Origin of the sequence: Picosynechococcus sp. PCC 7117 (genome assembly GCF_001693275.1) — a bacterium.
Taxonomy (GTDB): Bacteria; Cyanobacteriota; Cyanobacteriia; order Cyanobacteriales; family MRBY01; genus MRBY01.
The window spans coordinates 532505-545312 of the sequence record NZ_CP016477.1 but is presented as its reverse complement, the minus strand read 5'-3'; the positions used below and the strand labels follow the sequence as shown (position 1 = coordinate 545312).

14 protein-coding genes, 1 tRNA gene and 1 other RNA gene are annotated in these 12808 nt (G+C 49.9%); 9 read left to right on the top strand and 7 right to left on the bottom strand.

The features are described from left to right. Positions 1 to 88: 88 nt before the first annotated feature. From AWQ22_RS02575 to AWQ22_RS02565, 3 genes are read left to right on the top strand one after another with little or no spacing between them, the layout of a single operon-like run. Positions 89 to 532, top strand: coding sequence for a DUF3531 family protein (locus AWQ22_RS02575; RefSeq protein WP_030007109.1), 444 nt, complete (start codon positions 89 to 91; stop codon positions 530 to 532). Beyond that, positions 525 to 1199 (top strand): RibD family protein, encoded by a 675-nt coding sequence (locus AWQ22_RS02570; protein ID WP_065710087.1) that lies wholly within the window; start codon positions 525 to 527, stop codon positions 1197 to 1199. The genes AWQ22_RS02575 and AWQ22_RS02570 overlap by 8 nt, the downstream gene beginning before the upstream one ends. A 29-nt stretch (positions 1200 to 1228) precedes the next feature. Further along, on the top strand, positions 1229 to 1960 hold the full coding sequence (locus AWQ22_RS02565) for an ATP-binding cassette domain-containing protein (RefSeq protein ID WP_065710086.1): 732 nt from the start codon (positions 1229 to 1231) through the stop codon (positions 1958 to 1960). A 7-nt stretch (positions 1961 to 1967) separates the two neighbouring features. Here AWQ22_RS02565 and AWQ22_RS02560 read toward each other — a convergent pair whose 3' ends face one another. The 4 genes from AWQ22_RS02560 to pheS all read right to left on the bottom strand — a co-directional run bounded on the left by AWQ22_RS02560 (position 1968) and on the right by pheS (position 5084). Beyond that, positions 1968 to 2768 (bottom strand): response regulator transcription factor, encoded by an 801-nt coding sequence (locus AWQ22_RS02560; RefSeq protein ID WP_065710085.1) that lies wholly within the window; start codon positions 2766 to 2768, stop codon positions 1968 to 1970. Between the two features lie 219 nt (positions 2769 to 2987). Further along, positions 2988 to 3338: a DUF4870 domain-containing protein gene (locus AWQ22_RS02555; protein ID WP_065710084.1), complete on the bottom strand. Its 351-nt coding sequence runs from the start codon at positions 3336 to 3338 to the stop codon at positions 2988 to 2990. 96 nt (positions 3339 to 3434) lie between these two features. Continuing rightward, positions 3435 to 3986 carry a TM2 domain-containing protein gene (locus AWQ22_RS02550; RefSeq protein WP_012306125.1) on the bottom strand — a complete coding sequence of 184 codons (552 nt, stop codon included), beginning with the start codon at positions 3984 to 3986 and terminating at the stop codon, positions 3435 to 3437. A 90-nt stretch (positions 3987 to 4076) separates the two neighbouring features. After that, positions 4077 to 5084, bottom strand: a complete 1008-nt coding sequence (gene pheS, locus AWQ22_RS02545; RefSeq protein ID WP_065710083.1) for a phenylalanine--tRNA ligase subunit alpha — start codon at positions 5082 to 5084, stop codon at positions 4077 to 4079. Between the two features lie 99 nt (positions 5085 to 5183). Here pheS and surE point away from each other — a divergent pair, with 99 nt between their 5' ends. Continuing rightward, positions 5184 to 6017: a 5'/3'-nucleotidase SurE gene (gene surE / locus AWQ22_RS02540; protein WP_065710082.1), complete on the top strand. Its 834-nt coding sequence runs from the start codon at positions 5184 to 5186 to the stop codon at positions 6015 to 6017. Between the two features lie 15 nt (positions 6018 to 6032). Here surE and AWQ22_RS02535 read toward each other — a convergent pair whose 3' ends face one another. Continuing rightward, on the bottom strand, positions 6033 to 8183 hold the full coding sequence (locus AWQ22_RS02535) for a DUF3769 domain-containing protein (protein ID WP_232321459.1): 2151 nt from the start codon (positions 8181 to 8183) through the stop codon (positions 6033 to 6035). 265 nt (positions 8184 to 8448) lie between these two features. On the opposite strand from AWQ22_RS02535, the gene rplU reads away from it, so the two are divergent. From rplU to rnpB, 4 genes are all read left to right on the top strand, one after another. Then, positions 8449 to 8796, top strand: coding sequence for a 50S ribosomal protein L21 (gene rplU / locus AWQ22_RS02530; RefSeq protein WP_030007101.1), 348 nt, complete (start codon positions 8449 to 8451; stop codon positions 8794 to 8796). Between the two features lie 71 nt (positions 8797 to 8867). Then, complete coding sequence (gene rpmA / locus AWQ22_RS02525) at positions 8868 to 9134, top strand: 50S ribosomal protein L27 (protein ID WP_065710081.1); 267 nt, start codon at positions 8868 to 8870, stop codon at positions 9132 to 9134. Between the two features lie 488 nt (positions 9135 to 9622). Beyond that, the gene (gene hisIE / locus AWQ22_RS02520; RefSeq protein WP_065711609.1) at positions 9623 to 10258 is read left to right on the top strand and encodes a bifunctional phosphoribosyl-AMP cyclohydrolase/phosphoribosyl-ATP diphosphatase HisIE; all 636 of its coding nucleotides are present in this window, start codon (positions 9623 to 9625) and stop codon (positions 10256 to 10258) included. Positions 10259 to 10281: 23 nt separating this feature from the next. Continuing rightward, positions 10282 to 10670, top strand: an RNA gene (gene rnpB, locus AWQ22_RS02515) — RNase P RNA component class A. A 21-nt stretch (positions 10671 to 10691) separates the two neighbouring features. On the opposite strand, the gene rpaB is transcribed toward rnpB, so the two are convergent. Next, positions 10692 to 11444 (bottom strand): response regulator transcription factor RpaB, encoded by a 753-nt coding sequence (gene rpaB, locus AWQ22_RS02510; RefSeq protein ID WP_030007099.1) that lies wholly within the window; start codon positions 11442 to 11444, stop codon positions 10692 to 10694. 158 nt (positions 11445 to 11602) lie between these two features. Here rpaB and truB point away from each other — a divergent pair, with 158 nt between their 5' ends. Then, positions 11603 to 12544, top strand: coding sequence for a tRNA pseudouridine(55) synthase TruB (gene truB, locus AWQ22_RS02505; RefSeq protein WP_065710080.1), 942 nt, complete (start codon positions 11603 to 11605; stop codon positions 12542 to 12544). Between the two features lie 104 nt (positions 12545 to 12648). Here truB and AWQ22_RS02500 read toward each other — a convergent pair. Further along, positions 12649 to 12722, bottom strand: a tRNA-Pro gene (locus tag AWQ22_RS02500). Positions 12723 to 12808 lie beyond the last annotated feature (86 nt).

Here is a 12808-nt window from a genome sequence, read left to right as displayed (position 1 = left end):
TGGGCACCTCCCTCCAGGGAGGATGTTTCTTGGTTTTTTGCAAAACGTTTATACTGACATTTCTCAAGCCCTATTATCCACAAACAATATGGAAGTCCAATTTCGCGAATTTTCCCCCTTCGACCTCTGGATTTGGTTGGAGTTTGATCATGTGCCTTCGGAGACAGAAAAACAATATGTCGAAGAGCTATTTGACTCTTGGTTTTACATCGGGAAATTAGGGGGCTTTAATGCGGAGAATCTCCAGATCCAAGAAACTGGGGTAGATATCAGCTATCTCACCTATGACGAAGACCAAGCGGATAATGCGCTGATGGCCCCAATGCACAATAAAGGGGACTTTGAATATGAGGGCATTTGGGGGCGTTGCTGGTTTGATTTGGGGACGAGTGATCTCATTGCTTTAGATGTTTTGGTTAATGCCCTGAAGCAGTTAAGCAAGGATTTTGTGGATCTGCGCCGAATTGTGGTGGGGGGCGAAAATGAAGATTGGCCCATCGAACGGGACGAAGCTGACAGTTGGTATGCATAGGCAGCGACCCCAGGTAATGGCGATCGCCGCCATGAGTGCCGACGGTAAAATTGCCGATTACAGTGGCGCTCCAGCGCGGTTTCCTTCGGCCCAGGATAAGGCTCACTTGGAACGGTTAATTGCCCAGGTGGATGCGGTGATGTTTGGGGCCAATACCCTCCGCGCCTATGGCACAAGTCTTCCGATTGGCGATCGCCACCTATTGCAACAACGCCAAGACCGCCACCAACCGCCCCAACCGATCCACTTTGTTTGTTCTGGCTCCGGCAATCTGTCCCAGGATTTACCTTTTTTTCGGCAGCCCCTCCGCCGGGGTCTTTTAACCGCTCCTGAACAACTCCCCCGGTGGGCCAAATTTCCGGGCTTTGAGCAAATTATTGCTTTAGATTCAGCCGGAGCATGGCAACCAACTCTCACGGAACTGAGGCAACAGGGGATTGAAAAGTTGGGTCTGTTGGGAGGAGGAAACCTCATCGCCAGCTTCGCGGAGCAGGGCTGCTTGGATGAACTGTGGCTAACGGTTTGTCCTGTTTTACTCGGCGGAACAGCGGCTCCCACCCCCATGGCAGGCAATGGTTTTTTACAGACGGCGGGCTTGACCCTCGAACTTCTGGAATATGAGGCGATCGCCTCGGAATTATTTCTCCATTACCGCGTAAAACAATAACAGCAGCATCCTGTACTCTGGCACCATCCATGGCGATTTTAACGGTTGAACAACTCACCCTTACCCTTGAGCCGAAGGATATTCTCCGGGATATTTCCTTTGCCCTAGAGCCCGGCGATCGCCTAGTGCTGGTGGGGCCATCGGGCTCCGGAAAAACAACCCTCCTCCACTGTCTCAATCAACTTCAGAGTCCCACCGCAGGCCGCCTCACCTTCCAAGGTCAGCCCTACAGCGCCTATAATCCCGTTGTCCTGCGGCAACACATTGCCCTCGTGCCCCAGGAGGCCCGCCTTTTGGCCATGACCGTCAAGGATGCCCTATGGTACCCACTCCAGTTACGGAAACAATCGGCCCCAACTATCCGCAACCATTGGCAACAGTGGCAAGATCAACTGGATATTCCCCCAGAATGGCTTGATCGCCACGAAGCACTCCTGTCCGGCGGGCAAAAACAATGGGTGGCGATCGCCAGGGCACTCCTCTGCAAACCCCAAGTTCTCCTCCTAGACGAACCCACCGCCGCCCTAGATTTAGGTCGCATTCAAACCTTAGTTGCGCTGTTGTTGAAATATCAGGCTCAATCCAATACCCCTCTGGTTATTTCTACCCACAACCTCGACTTCGCCCAGCAACTCGCAACAAAATTGATTTACCTCGACCAAGGCCAAATCCAGCACCACCACTACAATCACTCTATTCCTTGGTCAGTCATCCAGCAAACCCTCCAAAGTCGTCAATCCACCAATAGCGAACCTTGGTGACGACCCTCTAACCTTGATTAACCAGCTCACGAATGGAGGTCCGGGTTTTGAGTTTTGGGTGGCTTGGGCGAGCTGGCGTTGCAGCAGGTTCTAAAGTTGCATTGCCATTGCCGAGACCAGACCCAATCCCATCGAGATTGAAGCGATAACCCACATTGCGTACCGTTTGAATCAAATTGGGCTGGCGGGGGTCCTGTTCAATTTTTTTCCGCAAGGATAATACATGGGTGTCGATGGTACGGGGGTTATCGATGGCATCTGGCCATGCCCGCCGCAATAATTCTGAGCGACTGAGGGGTTCTCCGTTGGCCTGGGCGAGCACATACAACAAACTAAATTCTTGGGGCGTTAAATCGATGTACAGACCCCGGAATTGTACCCGCCGCTGCACGAGATCAATGCGCAATTCACCATAATCAAGTTGGAGGGGAGCACTCACCGCCCGAATCCGCCGCGTCAAGGCTTCTACCCGCGCTAAAAGTTCTTGCATCCCGAAGGGCTTCGTTAAATAATCATCAGCCCCAGCCTTTAACCCTGCCACAACATCTTTTTCTGTATTTTTGGCCGACAGGATGAGAATGATGGCCTGGGTATTTTGGCGCAACCAACGGCAGAGTTCGAGGCCATCACCGTCCGGTAATTCCGAGTCTAGTAGCACCAAGGCGGGCATGTGCTGTTCAAAGACACGCCGCGACTGGTTGAGATTTGCTGCTTGGTAAATGGCATAGTTGGCTTGTTGAAGATGCCACCCAAGCAATGATCTCAAGTGGGGATTTCCTTCGATGATGGCAACAGAGATTAAAGTCACGATGGTTTGACTTCCTTGCGATTGTTGCTCCTACGTTAACAAAGTTAATGTCAACAGATTGTAACCGTGGTTACGTCTTAACTGTTTCTTTGGACTCGATTAATTGCCGCAAATCACAATCTTAAAAGTTCACCTAAATGGATCATGTATCTTAATGATTATTTAAGCTGAACTTGATAACAAAAGGCGAAAGAACGAAGTCAACCATCGTCATTTTAGTTACAGAATATGGATGATAAAAGGGTAGCGATATTCTGTTGCTGGACTGCCCAAGATTTTTAAAATCGCCAGAATTGGCATTACAAAGCTCAGGAGCAGTAGGGGAATGGCTAGGATGATCGCAATGGGAATGCCGATCACTGTAAACCAGAGGATGCCAAAGATTATCCAACCCACCCAGAGGTTTAGGTGGAGATTGAGAGATTCCCGTGCGTTGGCTTTGACGACAGGATCTTCACTCACAAGTAACAGGGCCACCGGAATTCCAATGGAGACAAATGTATAGTTAATAAAAATGGCTCCGTGGCAAAGACTCGAAAGCAGTTTTCTTTTATCGGGATCAAAGGTCATCGCTTAAATTCTCCTAACTTGAGTAAAGTTGTATTTTTTAAATAAAGGTTAAATGGTTGTTATGAATGTTACGTTTTACGAGCACGAAGACATCCATTAGTTGTCTAAACGATAAACAATTTTGCCATCGGTGGCGCGATTCGTCACTTGCAAAAATTCTGCTCGCACTAAATTTTCTAGGTGGGATTCGAGGATGTTTCTTGGAACTTCTTCAATTTCAAGGAAGCAGTCTAGAAGGGTAACTTCGCCTTTGGTCTGACAAAATTTAAGGATGCGACGATCGAGGGCTTCTTTGGCAATATTTTGATCGACAGGTGTGTCTGGGGCCAAACTGGGAGTCACATTTTGCTGATTGGCGGCGATCGCCTGATCCCCAATATTCACAATCACCTGGGGAGGGATCGCGTCACGGGTTAAGCGTTTAGACTCATATCCCATAAGGGCTTTGGTGTTGTACTTTTTGTCAAAATCATCCTGGGACATACTAACCAACACGATTGCTTCGACAAAGCCGACAATGGTGGGAATGTAAGTCCAGAAAAAAATAGCGTAAATAATCCCCCAGCCGATTTCCCCCAGATAGAATTTATGCCCCCCCACACCACCGAGGAAAAAGGCTAACACTGCGGCTGTACTTTTCTGTCTCATGCAGGGTTCTTGGTCATACTAAGCGGACATTGGCAATCAACCAGGCGATCGCCTTTCCCCACTATTGTAGAAACCCTAGTCGAAAACGGCCTAGAACTGACGCAAAAAGCGCAGATCACTGTTATACAAACGGCGAATATCGTCCAGCTTGTGCAGAACCATCGCAAAGCGCTCTACCCCTAGCCCGGCCGCAAAACCGGTATAGACTTCCGGGTCATAACCAACGGCCTTGAGCACATTGGGATCAACCATGCCACAACCCATTACCTCCAGCCATTTACCCTGCCATTTCACATCTACTTCGGCGGAAGGTTCAGTGAAGGGGAAGTAGCTGGCCCGGAAGGTCACCTCTAGATCCTCGCCGAACATCTGCCGCAAAAATTCCTTGAGGGTGCCTTTTAGGTCGGTGAATTTCAAATTTTTATCAATTGCCAGGAGTTCAATCTGATGGAACACGGCGGAGTGGGTCGCATCGACGGTATCGCGACGGTAAACCCGGCCCGGGGCAACGATCCTTAAAGGGGGTTCGTTTTGCTCCATGTGGCGAATCTGCACCGAGGAAGTATGGGTGCGCAATAGGCGATCGCCCGGCAGATAAAATGTATCCTGCATATCCCGTGCTGGGTGGTCAGCAGGGGTATTGAGTGCCTCAAAATTGTAATAGTCTGTCTCAATTTGGGGGCCTTCAGCGACGGTGTAGCCCAGGCCCACAAAAATATCTAAAACCCGATCAATGGTGCTCTGGAGCGGGTGCATTTTCCCCAGGGGACGCCCCACACCGGGCATGGTGACATCGAGGGTTTCGGCCTTGAGTTGGGCTTCGATCTTCGCTTTCTGGAGAGTTTCAAGCTTGGTATCAAGAGTCTCCTGGAGGGCTTCTTTAACTTGGTTGGCGATCGCCCCAATTTTTGGCCGTTCTTCAGCGGAGAGTTTGCCCATGCCCCGGAGGATTTGGGACAGTTGACCCTTCTTGCCGAGGTAGTTGACCCGCAATTTTTCGAGGGTGTCGAGATCTGTCGCCGTGGCGATCGCGTCGGTGGCTTCCTGTTGGAGCGTTTGCAAATCAGATTCGATTTGGGTCAAAGTAGAAGTGGTCATGCCAAAAAGAGTGCGACTAAACTTGTTTCGATGGTGAAGACCCTAACAGTTTAAACCGTCCTTGATCATAAAAAAACGTCAATTTTTCACCAGGAACCCATGACACCTGCTACGCCGCTGAATTTATTAATCAGTAATGATGATGGCATCTCCGCCCTGGGGATCCGTACCCTCGCCAATACCCTCGCCGAAGCAGGTCACCAGGTCACCGTCGTTTGTCCTGACCGGGAACGTTCTGCCACGGGGCACGGTTTAACGCTCCACCGCCCGATCCGCACTGAAATTGTCGAAGGGATTTTTGATCCCCGTGTCATTGCTTGGAGCTGCTCTGGTACACCATCGGACTGTGTCAAATTTGCCCTCAGTGCCGTCCTCAAGGAACGCCCTGATTTTGTCCTCTCTGGCATTAACCACGGCTCTAATCTGGGGACTGATGTGCTTTATTCGGGAACGGTTTCAGCCGCGATGGAAGGGTTATTAGAAGGTATTCACAGCATTGCCCTAAGCCTGGCGGACTATACCAGCCACAATTTTCAACCTGCCGCTGATTTCGCAGCCAAGCTCCTCTGTCAACTGATGGAAAAACGTCCCCACTGGGCGATCGCCAACCAGGATACGCCCGTTTTGTTGAATATCAATGTGCCCAACCTAGAAAAAGAAAAGCTTGCGGGGGTGAAAATTACGCGCCAGGGGTTACGCCGTTACATTGAACAATTTCAGAAGCGTCAAGATCCGCGCGGCAAAACCTATTATTGGCTCTCTGGGGAAGTGATCGAAGAATTACCCCAACCGGATGAGCCGAATATTCCCCTAGATTTTCCGACCGATGTCCAGGCGATCGCCGCTGGCTATATCACCATCACGCCTTTGCAGTACATCATGAATGACCTGCACCGCATCCAGACCCTCGCCCAGGAGGATTGGCAGATCTAAGCTCTGTGAATTTCGTTAAGGTGTGACCCCATCGCTGACGGGCCGAATTTCTTCGTTGGTAAACGGATCTGTGGAGCCGTTCCAATTAAAACTATTGATCGTGATATTCACCGAACCAATTTCAAGGACGGGATTGTAGCGCAATAGCACACCGTGGGTTCGCCGACTATATTCAAGGAAATAATCGGTGCTAATCGCTTCTTCGCTGTCGAGGTTGATCGCCGTCTGGAAACCCACCCGAAAGGGGCCATAGAGTTGTTGGGTCAGGCCGAATTCGAGGGTACGTTGATCAACGGCCCGGTCAAAGAGAAACGGCGATAGTTCATCACTGAGGACGCTATTGGTGTAGCTGAGGTTAAAACCCGTATAGTCGAAACTGTTCCCGGCAAAGCGACCAAATTGTCCTTCGATACCAATTTTCCCCCGGAGGGAATTTTGGCGATCGCCATTGCTGTAAACCCCCGCTACCCCCTGTAACCCCGTCACCAGAGAAACATAGGGAACAATGGGCCTCGGACTGTACCGTAAGCCTTCAAAGCGAGTCGGCGGCAACGGTTCACCGCTCCAGAGAGGAAAACGATGGTCGAGGTTAAAGGAGCCTTGGTAACGGGTGAGGTTCACTTGGTCTTCGCTGACCCCAGGTTCCAATAAGTCTGGGCGGTCGGTATCGGCTTCGATATTCTGCACGCTGGCCTGAAAATCCACCTCAAAGCCGGAATTTCCCAAAATATAGCGCGGCGATCGCAGCACAATTCCAAAACTCCGCTGTACTCGCTGGAAGCCGAGGGAACCATTAAAAAGGCGATCGCGGTAGTTAAATTCCTGACTAAGACGAAAGGGATTATCTAAATTGCCAAGCTGTTGTTCTAGGCGAAAATTCAACTCGAGTTTATCTTCAAAATTATCCAGCTTGAGATTCTCTAAAGAACCCCGTGCCGCAAATGACACCCGTGGATTAAACCGATAGTCAAACTCACTGGTCACCGCAAACACCCCAGGGGCCAAGATTTCCCCTGCATCATCATCGTTGGTTTCTGCGAGGATCGTATCCGGGAACCAAGCCTTCTGGAGGAGGTATTGGGGGGTCACTGTCCAGCGACCCTGGGCACTGCGATAGAGAGAAAACCGCCGCTGCAGAAATAAACCGCCTTTTTCCTCATCATCAAATCCAAAGGACACCTGGCTAAAAATCCCCTCGGATTCGCCAAAGCGAAAGGTCCGCGGAAATACAGGTAAAGAAACGTTGTTGTCAATGACGAGGCGGGTCTTGGTGGTAACGAGCTCGTCGTTAAATTCGTCTACTTTTTGGTAAGTGGCCGTGTCTGCCACCAACTGCAATTCCGGTGGCGAAAAGGGATCATTGGTGATGCTGATATTTTTAGCTTCCCAGCGATCGCCGACAAATTCCACCGATTCAGCTTGGAAACGCACCCGATTAATGACGTTCGTTTGGGTATCAATGTCACGGGTGCCAATATCGCGCCCACTGCCCAGGACAAAACTAATCCCTTCTTCGCCCATGACCTCTGTGGCTGGTTGATTGAGCAAAAGCCGTTCGTTTAAAAGCACAGCTGGATTGCTACTGACCCCAAAACGCGTGGGTCGCACTCCCAAGTCTTGGTTTAAGGTCGTTTGGGAAATTTCCCCTTCTGCCTGTTGGATCTGGCCGCGATTTTGTACAAAGAAATAGGTAAATTGTTCACCCCGTAAAATCTGTTGCCCCCGACGTAGGGCGACATCTCCCCTGGCGATCGCCAATTTGCTGTTGAGATTGATCTGGAGTTGGTCGGCGCTGAGAACGGCTTCTTGAAAGCGGACGACCACATTTCCCATGGCTGTCACCACCTGGGTTTGCTCGTTATATTCCTGGCGATCGCTGATCACTTCGAGCACCGCTGGCGGAGTCGGGATTGCTTCGGGATCTATCGCCTCCTCGGTTGGATTTGCTTCTAAGGAAAATTGTTGCTGCTGACCCGTACGATCTTGAATTTGAATTTCGCCATAGTTCATTTCCCCTTCCAGCTCAATTTCCTGGGCCTCTACTCCCCCCGGTAATTGCGCCATCGGTGAGCCTTGGCCCGTCTGCATCAACGGCTCTGCCACCACAGGCATCACAGCACAATTCAATGTACAAAGGACGGCGATCGCAGACATAACAGTACTCACCTGCAAAGGAAATTACACAAAATCTATCCTAATCCCTAAATTCAGCACCACACGTAATTTTATTTTTTTGGGAAGTTATTTTGTAATGTGCCGGGATTTGACGAAACCCACAAATTAAATCTATATTAGATGATTGTGTCTTTATATCCTGCTCGGATCAGGTGACACAGTAAAAATGCGATCGCCAGCCTTAACTTTGTGAAGCAAACAGACTTAAGCGCGATTGCTACCTGTACGGCAACCCTATAGAAAAATTACTATTTTTATGAGCTACGCAATTATTGAAACCGGCGGTAAGCAGGTTCGTGTTGAGCCCGGTCGTTTCTACGATATCGAAAGACTCGATGTGGACATCGATGGCAACCACACCATTGATAAAGTGCTTTTGATCAGCGATGACAATGGCGTCACCGTCGGTCAACCCTACATCGATGGCGCAACCGTTGAAGGGACTGTTGTTGATCAGCGTCGGGCTAAGAAGGTGCTGGTTTACAAAATGCTGCCCAAGAAGAAAACCCGTAAAAAGCGCGGTCACCGTCAATATTTCACCCGCTTCATGATCGATAGCATCAAAGTTGGTGGCAATGTTGTTGCGGCCAAAGCAGACGCCTAAATCCCCTCAACAGTCAGCAATAGTTCACTGTTACAATAAATCCCTAGATTTCTAGCAACTGGAGAATCCCAATGGCACATAAGAAAGGTACTGGTAGTACGAGAAACGGCCGCGACTCCCGCGCCCAAAGACTCGGTGTAAAACGCTATGGTGGCCAAACCGTGACCACTGGCAGCATCCTCGTCCGTCAACGGGGCACCAAAGTTCACCCCGGCAATAATGTTGGTCGTGGTGGCGATGACACCCTGTTTGCCCTTGTCGATGGCATCGTTAAGTTCGAGCACTACAAGCGTGGCCGCCGTAAGGTCAGTGTTTACCCCACAGATGCTTCTGCCTAAGTTTTTTTAGCAAAGGTTTCTGAGGAATTGGGGAACAAAACCCAAACCCCACCGTTTATAGGACAGCAAGCAAAAACCTCGTGATTCATCCGTGAAATGTAGCGTGGGCGTCTTGAGCCGCCGTTAGCTTTCAGTTAACAAACCGATAAGTTTGTGATACTTTGAAAGTTAAAGAGGAGCGAAAAACCTCTATAAAAACGTTTGCTTCCTAACGGAAGTCCCAGTAAAACTGAAACAATTTAATTTTTAAACTGTAGGGTGGGGCGCACCCAAACAGTATAATCAACGCTTTTGGAGAGAATACCCTCTGGGGTGGAAAGGAAGTGAACTCCTGGAAACTGTAAGGTATCTCGACGAATTAAGAATCCAACACGCTTCTAGCCGTTGGAGCGTCAAACTGGGAAAGCTCAATGATTGGGCTTTCTTTTTTATTGTCATTCATTGCCCCAATTAGTCGTTATTTTTTTAAAGATTTGGAGATCGTCAAAATGAGTTTACGTGGTGCTATCCCACTGGATCAGGTGCGTTTCAATGAGCAGGGATTGGTGCCGGCGATCGCCCAAGATTATCTTGATGGCACCGTGCTGATGTTGGCCTGGATGAACCAAGCATCCCTAGAAAAAACCATGGACACGGGAGAAGCTTGGTATTGGAGTCGTTCCCGCCAAGAGCTATGGCACAAAGGGGCCACCTCCGGACACATTCAAAAGGTACAATCCCTCCGCTACGATTGCGATAGTGATGCGATTTTAATGTCCATTGAGCAGATTGGTGATATTGCTTGCCACACGGGGGAACGGAGCTGTTTCCACCAACTAGATCACAGTAAATCTGCCCCCCCAGCGGATACCCTCTCGGAAGTTTTTAACGTCATTCGCGATCGCCGGGACAATCCCCAAGCGGGTTCCTATACCAACAGCCTCTTTGAAGCAGGGGATAATAAAATCCTCAAAAAAATTGGTGAAGAAGCCGCCGAAGTGGTGATGGCCTGTAAAGACGACGACAAAGACGACATCGCCGGGGAAGTGGCCGATCTGTTTTATCACTCCCTCGTGGCGATCGCCCACCATGGCGTAGAACTGCGGGATGTTTATAAAAAGCTCCAAGATAGACGCCGGAAATAAAATACCGCTACACTGACCAGTAGGAGAGTTAGCGCGGCAGTTGCAGGGTTGACCTTGAGATCAGCTCTGAGGAAAGTCCGGGCTCCCCAAAGACCAAACTTGCTGGGTAACGCCCAGTGCGCGTGAGCGTGAGGATAGTGCCACAGAAACATACCGCCGAAGATTAGCATTAGGTTCGCCTAAGCTATCTGGTAAGGGTGCAAAGGTGCGGTAAGAGCGCACCAGCAGTATCGTGAGGTGCTGGCTCGGTAAACCCCGGTTGGGAGCAAGGACGGCGGGATGATGGTTGGTCTTTTTCCGATCCCATAATTTGGAGTGCCGCTGGAGGTGGCTGGTAACAGTCATCCTAGATAGATAACTGCCCTTTTGCGCTGCAAGAGAACAGAACCCGGCTTATGTCTAACTCTCCTGAGCTTTTTTAAAATTAACTCCACTACGATGCCGCCATAGAAGAAGATACATTCGCGGCGATCGCCACCGGTAGTTTCCGAAACAGATAGCCTGTGCCCCGTTCTGTAATGATAAATTCTGGCTGGCGTGGATCCTGCTCAATCTTCGAGCGCAGGCGTGATACATGGACGTCCACCACCCGCAAATCACTGTGGCGGCGGGGCACATAACCCCAGATCGCCGTTAAAATATCCGTGCGGCTTAGGGGTTGTCCCGCTTGGTTCACGAGCAATTCCAGCAAATTAAATTCAATGTGGGTTAACCGCAGGGGCTTATTATTTTGGGTCACCTTGCGGCGATTCGTATCAATCACCAAGTTAGCCGTCCGTAAAATGCCCGCTTCTTCCGTGGGGGGCAGCGTTTTTTGGGTGCGCCGCAAAATACACTGGATCCGCACCTCCAACTCTTTGGGCGAAAACGGTTTGATCAAATAATCATCGGCCCCAAAGCGCAATCCCGTAATCCGGTCGGCCACATCCCCAAGGGCCGTCAACATAATGATCGGTGTACTAGATTCGCGGCGAATTTCTTGGCAGACGTAATACCCATCGCGCTTGGGCATCATCACATCCAGGATGACTAAATCGGGATCTTCACGCCAAAAAATGTCGAGGGCTTCATCACCATCGGCAGCAGTGATAATGTCGTAGCCAATCATGGATAAACGAGTTTGTAAGATACGACGTACGGCGATTTCGTCATCGACTACGAGGATGGTTGCCTTGTTGTCTACCACGATGGACGGGACTCCTTGTTGCAACGGTGGGATTTCTTAGAAATGATTCTTTACATTTCGTTACAAGAAGTATAGCAAGATCCTTTTTGTCGTGCCAAGCCAAGATAGGGCAAAATACAAAGGCTCATTGTCATTGGTGACGGAAAAAAGGGGGCCATTTGAATCAGCAACGGACAGGATCAGCCTTTAGCGGGTGGGGCTTTATTAACTTGCAAAAATCGGCTGGCTGGACTTCCCATGATTGTGTTGGGAAACTGCGGCGGCTCCTGGGCCTCAAAAAGATTGGCCATGGTGGCACCCTTGATCCAATGGCCACGGGGGTTTTGCCTGTTGCGGTGGGTAAGGCAACGCGTCTCTTGCAATATTTGCCAAAACAAAAAAATTATCAAGGGATTGTCCGCTTTGGGGTCAAAACAACCACGGATGACCTAGAAGGGGAAGTAATCACCCAAAAAGCTTGTAGCGCCCTAACTTTGGCGGAGATTCAACGGGTTTTACCAGACTTTTTCGGTACTATCACCCAAATTCCCCCAGCCTTTAGCGCGATCCAGCGGAATGGTAAACGCTTATATGAGTTGGCTCGCCAAGGCATTGCGGTGGATGTGCCTAGTCGTCAGGTAGAAATTTATGATTTACAAATTAAGGCGTGGCAACCGGGGGATTTCCCGGAACTAACCCTAGAGATTTGCTGTGGGGAAGGGACTTACATCCGGGCGATCGCCAGGGATCTCGGTGAACGGTTGGGGGTCGGGGCCACCTTAGCGGGTTTAACGCGGACTCGCAGTGGCGGTTTTGACCTAGAGGAGAGTATTAGCCTAGAAGACATTGCCGCCCAGCGGGAAACGGGAGTATTTGCTTGCCTCGCGCCGGATCAAGCTTTGGCCCATTTGCCAGCCGTCGTTCTGAATGAAGCCCAAGTAACCCAGTGGAGTTATGGGCAAAAAATTAGTTGGGATGTGGCCTTGGCTGATCCCCTGGGGGAACCTCTGGCTGTCTATAACCAGGCCCATAACTGTCTCGGTGTGGGTAAGTTTCGTCCCAGTAAAGACAATCCAAGTGAACGAGTTTTGGCGGGGCGAGTAGTCTTAATCGGTCGCTAGGCGATCGCCTGTGATTTCTTTTCCCAAAAACGATTTCCAGAAACGAAAAAAACCTCCGGATCATCCAGAGGTCTTTCGAGGGTGATGATTAGATTTTTTTAGTATCGGAACGGCGGGATTTGAACCCACGACCCCCACTACCCCAAAGTGGTGCGCTACCAAGCTGCGCTACGTCCCGTTTTGTCAACAGTATTACATTCTAGGGGATGTTTTGGGAAATGACAAGACTTTTGTCCCGAAAAAAGGCGATCGCCTAAAGTTGCT

Excerpts from the sequence above, each read along its gene's own strand:
- AWQ22_RS02565 (WP_065710086.1), top strand. The coding sequence starts at position 1,229 with ATGGCGATTTTAACGGTTGAACAACTCACCCTTACCCTTGAGCCGAAG.
- AWQ22_RS02570 (WP_065710087.1), top strand. The coding sequence starts at position 525 with ATGCATAGGCAGCGACCCCAGGTAATGGCGATCGCCGCCATGAGTGCC.
- pheS (WP_065710083.1), bottom strand. The coding sequence starts at position 5,084 with ATGACCACTTCTACTTTGACCCAAATCGAATCTGATTTGCAAACGCTC.
- AWQ22_RS02555 (WP_065710084.1), bottom strand. The coding sequence starts at position 3,338 with ATGACCTTTGATCCCGATAAAAGAAAACTGCTTTCGAGTCTTTGCCAC.
- rpmA (WP_065710081.1), top strand. The coding sequence starts at position 8,868 with ATGGCACATAAGAAAGGTACTGGTAGTACGAGAAACGGCCGCGACTCC.
- surE (WP_065710082.1), top strand. The coding sequence starts at position 5,184 with ATGACACCTGCTACGCCGCTGAATTTATTAATCAGTAATGATGATGGC.
- AWQ22_RS02575 (WP_030007109.1), top strand. The coding sequence starts at position 89 with ATGGAAGTCCAATTTCGCGAATTTTCCCCCTTCGACCTCTGGATTTGG.
- hisIE (WP_065711609.1), top strand. The coding sequence starts at position 9,623 with ATGAGTTTACGTGGTGCTATCCCACTGGATCAGGTGCGTTTCAATGAG.
- rplU (WP_030007101.1), top strand. The coding sequence starts at position 8,449 with ATGAGCTACGCAATTATTGAAACCGGCGGTAAGCAGGTTCGTGTTGAG.
- AWQ22_RS02550 (WP_012306125.1), bottom strand. The coding sequence starts at position 3,986 with ATGAGACAGAAAAGTACAGCCGCAGTGTTAGCCTTTTTCCTCGGTGGT.